The 6,205-nt window shown below is 71.3% G+C and carries 5 protein-coding genes; 3 read left to right on the plus strand and 2 right to left on the minus strand.

What is annotated here, in order from left to right; all coding sequences use genetic code 11:
• Positions 1-8 precede the first annotated feature (8 nt).
• Both CUT39_RS19995 and bioA read right to left on the minus strand, forming a co-directional pair.
• Positions 9-1,103: an aminotransferase class I/II-fold pyridoxal phosphate-dependent enzyme gene (locus CUT39_RS19995; protein WP_114149493.1), complete on the minus strand. Its 1,095-nt coding sequence runs from the start codon at positions 1,101-1,103 to the stop codon at positions 9-11.
• Positions 1,100-2,422, minus strand: a complete 1,323-nt coding sequence (gene bioA / locus CUT39_RS10535) for an adenosylmethionine--8-amino-7-oxononanoate transaminase (protein ID WP_100446297.1) — start codon at positions 2,420-2,422, stop codon at positions 1,100-1,102. Before bioA ends, CUT39_RS19995 begins: the two co-directional genes overlap by 4 nt.
• Positions 2,423-2,732: 310 nt before the next feature.
• Between bioA and CUT39_RS10540 the strand changes: the two genes are divergently transcribed.
• The 3 genes from CUT39_RS10540 to CUT39_RS20770 all read left to right on the plus strand — a co-directional run.
• Positions 2,733-4,037, plus strand: coding sequence for an MFS transporter (locus tag CUT39_RS10540; RefSeq protein ID WP_100446299.1), 1,305 nt, complete (start codon positions 2,733-2,735; stop codon positions 4,035-4,037).
• Positions 4,038-4,130: 93 nt separating this feature from the next.
• On the plus strand, positions 4,131-5,375 hold the full coding sequence (locus tag CUT39_RS10545; protein WP_100446301.1) for an ornithine cyclodeaminase, nickel-pincer nucleotide-dependent: 1,245 nt from the start codon (positions 4,131-4,133) through the stop codon (positions 5,373-5,375).
• A gap of 484 nt (positions 5,376-5,859) precedes the next feature.
• Positions 5,860-6,205: RICIN domain-containing protein (locus CUT39_RS20770; RefSeq protein WP_198587047.1), on the plus strand; the 346-nt coding region annotated here is incomplete at its 3' end.

Raw genomic sequence — 6,205 nt, forward strand, 5'->3', positions numbered from 1 at the left:
GAACTCGATCACGGCCGCTCCTCCTTGACCACCCGCAGCGCCTTCTCGAAGTCGGCCGCCCCGACGCCGGTGTTGACGGTGAGCCGCAGCCGGGACCGGTGGTCGGGAGTGGACGGGGGCCGGAAGCAGCCCACGGCCACGCCCCGGTCGCCGCAGCGGGCGGCCCAGTCGGCGGCGGCGCGGGCCTCGCCGGCCGCCGGTGAGAGGACCCCGGCGGCCGGGACCGGGGCCTCCAGGTCGGCCGCGGCGCGGGCGGCGCGGCGGCGAAGTTCGGCGCGGGCCTCGGCGGCGCTCCGCGCGATCGACAGCGCCTCGCCGGCCCCGGCGACCACGGCGGGCGGCGGTGCGGTGTCGTAGATGAAGGTGCGGCTGGTGTCGGTCAGGTGGCGGCGCAGGGCCACCGGACCGGCGACGACGCCCCCGGCCGAGCCCAGGGCCTTGGAGAGCGTCGCGGTGACCACCACCCCGGGGTCGCCCCCGAGACCGGCCGCGACCGCTCCCCCGGCGCCGTCCGGGCCGACGGTGCCGACGGCGTGGGCCTCGTCGACCAGCAGCAGCGCCTCGTGTTCGGCGGCGAGGGCGCGGATCTCGGCCAGCGGCGCGGCGTCGCCGAGGACCGAGTACACCGATTCGACGGCCACCACCGCGGGCCGCAGCTCGGCCAGTGCGCGCTCCAGATCGTCGAGGTCGTTGTGCGCGAACGTGCCCGAGCCGAACCCGGCGAGCCTGGCGGCGTCGTGGAGGGAGGCATGGGCGTGGGCGTCCAGCAGCACCGGGCCGGGCAGCGCGGCCACCGCGCCGAGGTTGGCCATGTACCCCGAGGAGTACAGGGTGGCCGTTTCGGCCCCGACGTGGCGGGCGAAGTCGCTCTCGAACGCCTCGTGCAGATCGGTGGTGCCGCGTACGAGGCGGGAGCCGCTCGCACCGAGTCCGTACTCGTCGAGCGCGGCCGCGGCCGCCGCGGTGACCCGCCGGTCGCGGCTGAGGCCGAGGTAGTCGTTGCCGGCCAGGTCGACCGCGTCGGTGCGGACTCGCGCCTCGCGTGCGAGTCCGGCCTTCGCCCGCAGTCGCGCCTTGCGCGCCAGCCGGTCCCAGATCTTCAAGAGAGGACCTCATCGACCGCCTCGGTGAGCGCGGTGGCCAGCAGTTCGGTCTCGCTCTCGCCGAGGGTCAAGGGCGGCATGACGATGACGGTGTCGCCCAGGGGGCGCAGCCAGACGCCGCGCTCGCGGGCGGCCTGGCAGACGTCGAATCCGGTCCGGGCCGTTCCGGGCGCGACCTCGACGCCGATCATGGTGCCGAGCCGTCGGACCTCCACGACTCCGTCGTGCGAGGCGAGGGGTTCGAGGAGCTTGCCGAGGCGTTCGCCCAGGCCCGCGGCCCGGGCGACGACGTCCTGCTCTTCCATGACGCGGAGGCCCGCGATCGCGGCTGCGCAGCACAGCGGGTTGCCGGTGTAGGTGTGGCCGTGGAAGAACGTGCGCGGTCCGGTGTCGCCGGGCCGGGCGAGGAAGGCGTCGTAGACGTGCTGGGCGGCGAGCACGGCCGACAGCGGCAGATACCCGGCGGTGATGCCCTTGCCGCAGGTGAGGAGGTCGGGGGCGACGCCGGCGTGGTCGGCGGCCCACATGGAGCCGGTGCGGCCGAAGCCGGTGGCGACCTCGTCGAAGACGAGCAGGGCGCCGTGGGCGTCGGCCAGGGACCTGGCGGTGCGCAGGAACTCGGCGTCGTAGTCGAGCATTCCGGCGGCGCCCTGGATCATCGGTTCGACCACGATCGCGCAGACCTGGTCGCCCTGGGCGGCCATGGTCGCCTCGAGCGCGGCGGCGGCAGTCGCGTTGCGGTCCGGCCCGAGCTCGCGGTCGCCGGGCGAGGGGACGCCGACGGTCTCGAGCAGGAGCGGCTTGTAGGTGTCGTGGAAGAGGTCGTGGCCGCCGACGGCGACGGCGCCGAGGGTGTCGCCGTGGTAGGCGTGCTGGAGCCGGACGAACCTGGGGCGGGGCCGCCCGGTCTGGGTCGAGTACTGGTAGGCGATCTTGAGAGCGGCCTCGACGGCGGACGAACCGTCGCCGGCGTAGAAGACCTTGGTGAGTTCCGGGCCCTCGCCGGCGGGGGCGGAGGCCAGGAGGGCCTCGGCGAGTTCGACGCCGGGGGTGTGGGTGGTGCCCAGGAAGGTCGAGTGGTCCAGGCGGGCGAGCTGGTCGGCGACGGCGGCGTTGACCTCGGGGTGGCAGTGCCCGAGTGTCGTCGTCCACAGTGAAGATACGCCGTCGAGGTAGCGGCGGCCGTCGACGTCGACCAGCCACGGCCCCTCGGCGCGGTCGACCACGGTCGGCCGATCGTCGATCCAGTTGGCGTGCTGGGTGAACGGGTGCCAGACGGCGGCGGCGTCGCGGGCGATCCAGTCGGAACTGGTGGTCATCGTCGACTCCTGTTAGGTGATTCCTACAAACGTCGTTGGCACTATACTCCAAGGCCGGATCGGTGACCGGTGCCGAGAGGGGGTACCGGCGGCGCCCGACGAGTCCCGTTTCTACACTTTGCACACCCCGCGACGTTTGAGCGCCCGGCAGGTTGGCGCGCTTTATACCCCCTGGGGCTCTTGACAGTGTGAAGCGGCGCCGTCAGACTAGTGACACTTGCGGCAATCGCGGAGGATTGTCGCTTACCTCCCCTTCAGGCTTGTCCCTCCGGCGACGCCTGTGGAGCCGTACATTGGCAAGGAAGGTCCTGTGTCGAAGCGCAACCCCGACCAGCCCGAGCAGCCCGAGGCGGCAGACCCCGCCGACGAACCCGAAGCCGAACGCAAACCCACCTTCGGCGACGTGTTCGGCAACCGGGAGGCCGCGGGATTCCTGGCCGCCTACTGCGTCTCCAGCGCCGGCGCGATGCTCAACCGCGTCGCGGTCACCTTCCTGGTGTGGAGCAGCACCGGCTCGTCCGCGCTCGCCGCCGGGGCCTTCGCGATCAGCTTCGCGCCCTACCTCGGCCTGGCCCAGGTCCTCGGGGCGATAGTCGACCGCTACGCCTACCGGAACGTCATGGTCCTGTGCGACCTCATCCGCGCCGCACTGGTCACGCTGCTGCTGATCCCCGGGATGCCCGCACCGGCCATGATGGTCGTCGTCTTCGCCATCGCCGCCGTGCAGCCGGCCTACTCCGCCGCCCGCACCGCCACCCTCGCCCAGATCCTCACCGGCGAGGCGCTGTCGGTGGCGATCGCCCTCAACCTCAGCATCACCGGCGCCGCCCAGATCGTCGGCTACCTCGCCGGCGGCCTGCTCGCCGCGATCGACCCCTATGCGGCGCTGGCGATCAACGCGCTCCTGTTCGCCGCCAGCGGCGTCACCGTCGCCGCGCTGGTCAAGCACCGGCCCTCGGTCAACCGGCGCGAGGATCGCCGCAACGTCCTGGTGGAGACCGGCGAGGGCCTCAAGATGCTGCGCGACAACCGCGTCCTGCTCACCGTCTCCATGGCCATCTGGGGTCTCTACTCGCTGGCCGCCGTCCCCGAAGGCGTCGCGGTGCTGTGGTCGGCGCACCTCGACGGCGGCTCGGTCGCCCAGGGCACGATCATGGCCGTCGACGCCGCCGCCGCCATCGTGGGCCTGCTGGTGTTCACCCGGTTCGTCCCGCCGCCGGTGCGCGACCGGCTCATCCGGCCGCTGGCGTTCGCCGCGCCGGTGGTGCTGGCGACCGCGCTGCTCGATCCGCCGCTGGCCGGAGTCCTGGTGCTCGCGGTCGGGGTCGGCCTGTCGACCGCGATCATGGCGCCGCTCAACGCCACGCTCGCCCAATGCATCCCCGACGGATGGCGCGGCCGCATCATGGCCGCCGCCAACGGCGGCCTGCAACTGGCCCAGGGCGCCGCCATCGCCGCAGTCGGGGCCGTCGCCGAGCTGGGCGTCCCGGTGCCGTACGTGGTCGGAGCCTGGGGCGTCCTGGGCCTGGGCCTGATGGCGCTGGCGATCAGGCGCTGGCCCTCGGCGGGGGAAGTCCAGGCGGCCAAGGACGCCGCCGTCCCGGCGCGGGCCTGACCCGACGCGCGGAGCCGCGGGAGCCGCCGTTCCACCTCCCCTCCCGGGCGTTAGGCTCAATGCGGCCTCACAAGACTCAGTTAGGGAACTGCCGTGGAACACAGCAAGACCGTCGAGCTGCGCGGACACCTCATCGACCAGGGCGTGTTCGCGCGCGTCATGGACGACGTCCTCGAGTACTCCGGGGCCTACTCGATCGACCGGTTCGACGTGGGACGCCACCACACCGACGAGTCCCACGTCGAGCTCACCGTCTCGGCCGAGACCCCCGAGCAGCTCGAGCGGATCGTCATGCGCCTGCAGACCCACGGGGCCAACCCCGTGGACCCCGGCGTCGCCGTCCTCAAGCCGGCCCCGAACGACGGGGTGTTCCCCGAGGACTTCTACTCCACGACCAACTTCGACACCCAGGTCCGGGTGGGCGAGGGCTGGATCGACGTCGACCGGCCCGAAATGGACTGCGGCATCGTCGTCGCCGCCGACCACGCCACGGCCACCACGCTGCCGGTCTCCGACGTCCGCGCCGGCGAGCTGGTCGTCTGCGGCGGCGAGGGGGTGCGGGTGATTCCGCTGCCCGAGCCCGAGCGCGACGACCCCGAGTCGTCGAACTTCGAGTTCATGGCCTCCGGGGTCTCCTCCGAGCGCCCACAGGCGCTGCAGGTCCGCCGGATCGCCGAGGAGATGCGCCAGGTCAAGGCCCGCGGTGAGAAGATCCTGTGGGTCTGCGGCCCGGCCATCGTCCACACCGGCGCCGGCAAGGCGCTCGAGGCGCTCATCGACGAGGGGTACGTCGACGTCCTCTTCGCCGGCAACGCCCTCGCCGCCCACGACATCGAGTCCTCACTGTACGGAACCTCGCTCGGGGTGGACCTCGACAAGGGCCACGGCGTCCCGCACGGGCACGAGCACCACATCCGCGCCATCAACCAGATCCGCGCGTGCGGCTCCATCGCCGACTCCGTCTCGTCCGGGGTCCTGCGCAAGGGCATCATGCATTCCATGGTCAGGAACGGCAGGCAGTACGTGCTGGTCGGATCGGTCCGCGACGACGGGCCGCTGCCGGACGTCTACACCGACGTCCTCGACGGACAGCGAGCGATGCGCTCGCTGGTGCCCGGGGTGGGCTTCGCGATCATGGTCGCCACCATGCTGCACTCCATCGCCACCGGCAACCTGCTGCCGGCGAAGGTGCCGCTCGTGAGCGTCGACATCAACCCGGCGACGGTCACGAAGCTGGCCGACCGCGGGTCGGGGCAGGCCACCGGCGTCATCACCGACATCGGGCTGTTCTGCGAGCAACTGGCCGCCGAGCTCGTGGTCGGGTACAAGCGGGACTGAGCGGTTTCGGGGCGGTCGGAGGGCGTCGGCCGCCCCGTTCTGCGTTCCGCACTCCGCCTCAGGTCCGCGTATCATATTGATTGACATCACATCGATAGCTGTTTATGTTATTGAGGCGCGCTACCTGTCCGGCCACGCGACTCGGACGGAGCCGTCGACGACGTTCGGACCACCGCCTGCACCAGCGGTGGCCCGGCGCCCGTGCAGGCGAGTTGCACGGTGCATCGATCAAGTGGACACCACTCGACCCCCGGGCGCCGCATCGGCGTCCGGGGGCAGCTCAGGGGCAACTTGACCGATCAACAATAGTGATGTATATCTATTAATCCTGAAACGTTCCAACCCCAACCTCGGACGAGGAGGTGACTCCCCGACAGCACCGACCCGGCACGGCGGGGATCCCCTGCTCAGTGATCCCCGCCCATCGAACGGTGAATTTGAACGTTTCATCAAACCGTCCTTCAAGTCCTATAAGGAGCCTTTCATGGCCCTCCGCCTCAGAAAGAAACTCATACTTCTCATCAGCGCCGTGGCCGTCGCCGTCACCGGCGCGGCGGTCACGTTCTTCGCGATGCCGCAGGCGAACGCGGTCGAGACCGGCGTCTGGTACAAGATCATCAGCCGCCACTCCGGTCTGGCGCTCGACGTCCTCGACATGTCGACCGAACCGGGTGCCGAGATCATCCAGTACAACGACACCGGCGCCGAGAATCAGCAGTTCCGGTTCCTCGACTCCGGCGGCGGCTACTACCGCATCCAGGCCCGCCACTCCGGCCAGGTCCTGGACGTGTGGGAGTGGAACGCCGACAACGGCGCCACCATCGCCCAGT

This window comes from Glycomyces xiaoerkulensis (genome assembly GCF_002798405.1).
Taxonomy (GTDB): Bacteria; Actinomycetota; Actinomycetes; order Mycobacteriales; family Micromonosporaceae; genus Glycomyces; species Glycomyces xiaoerkulensis.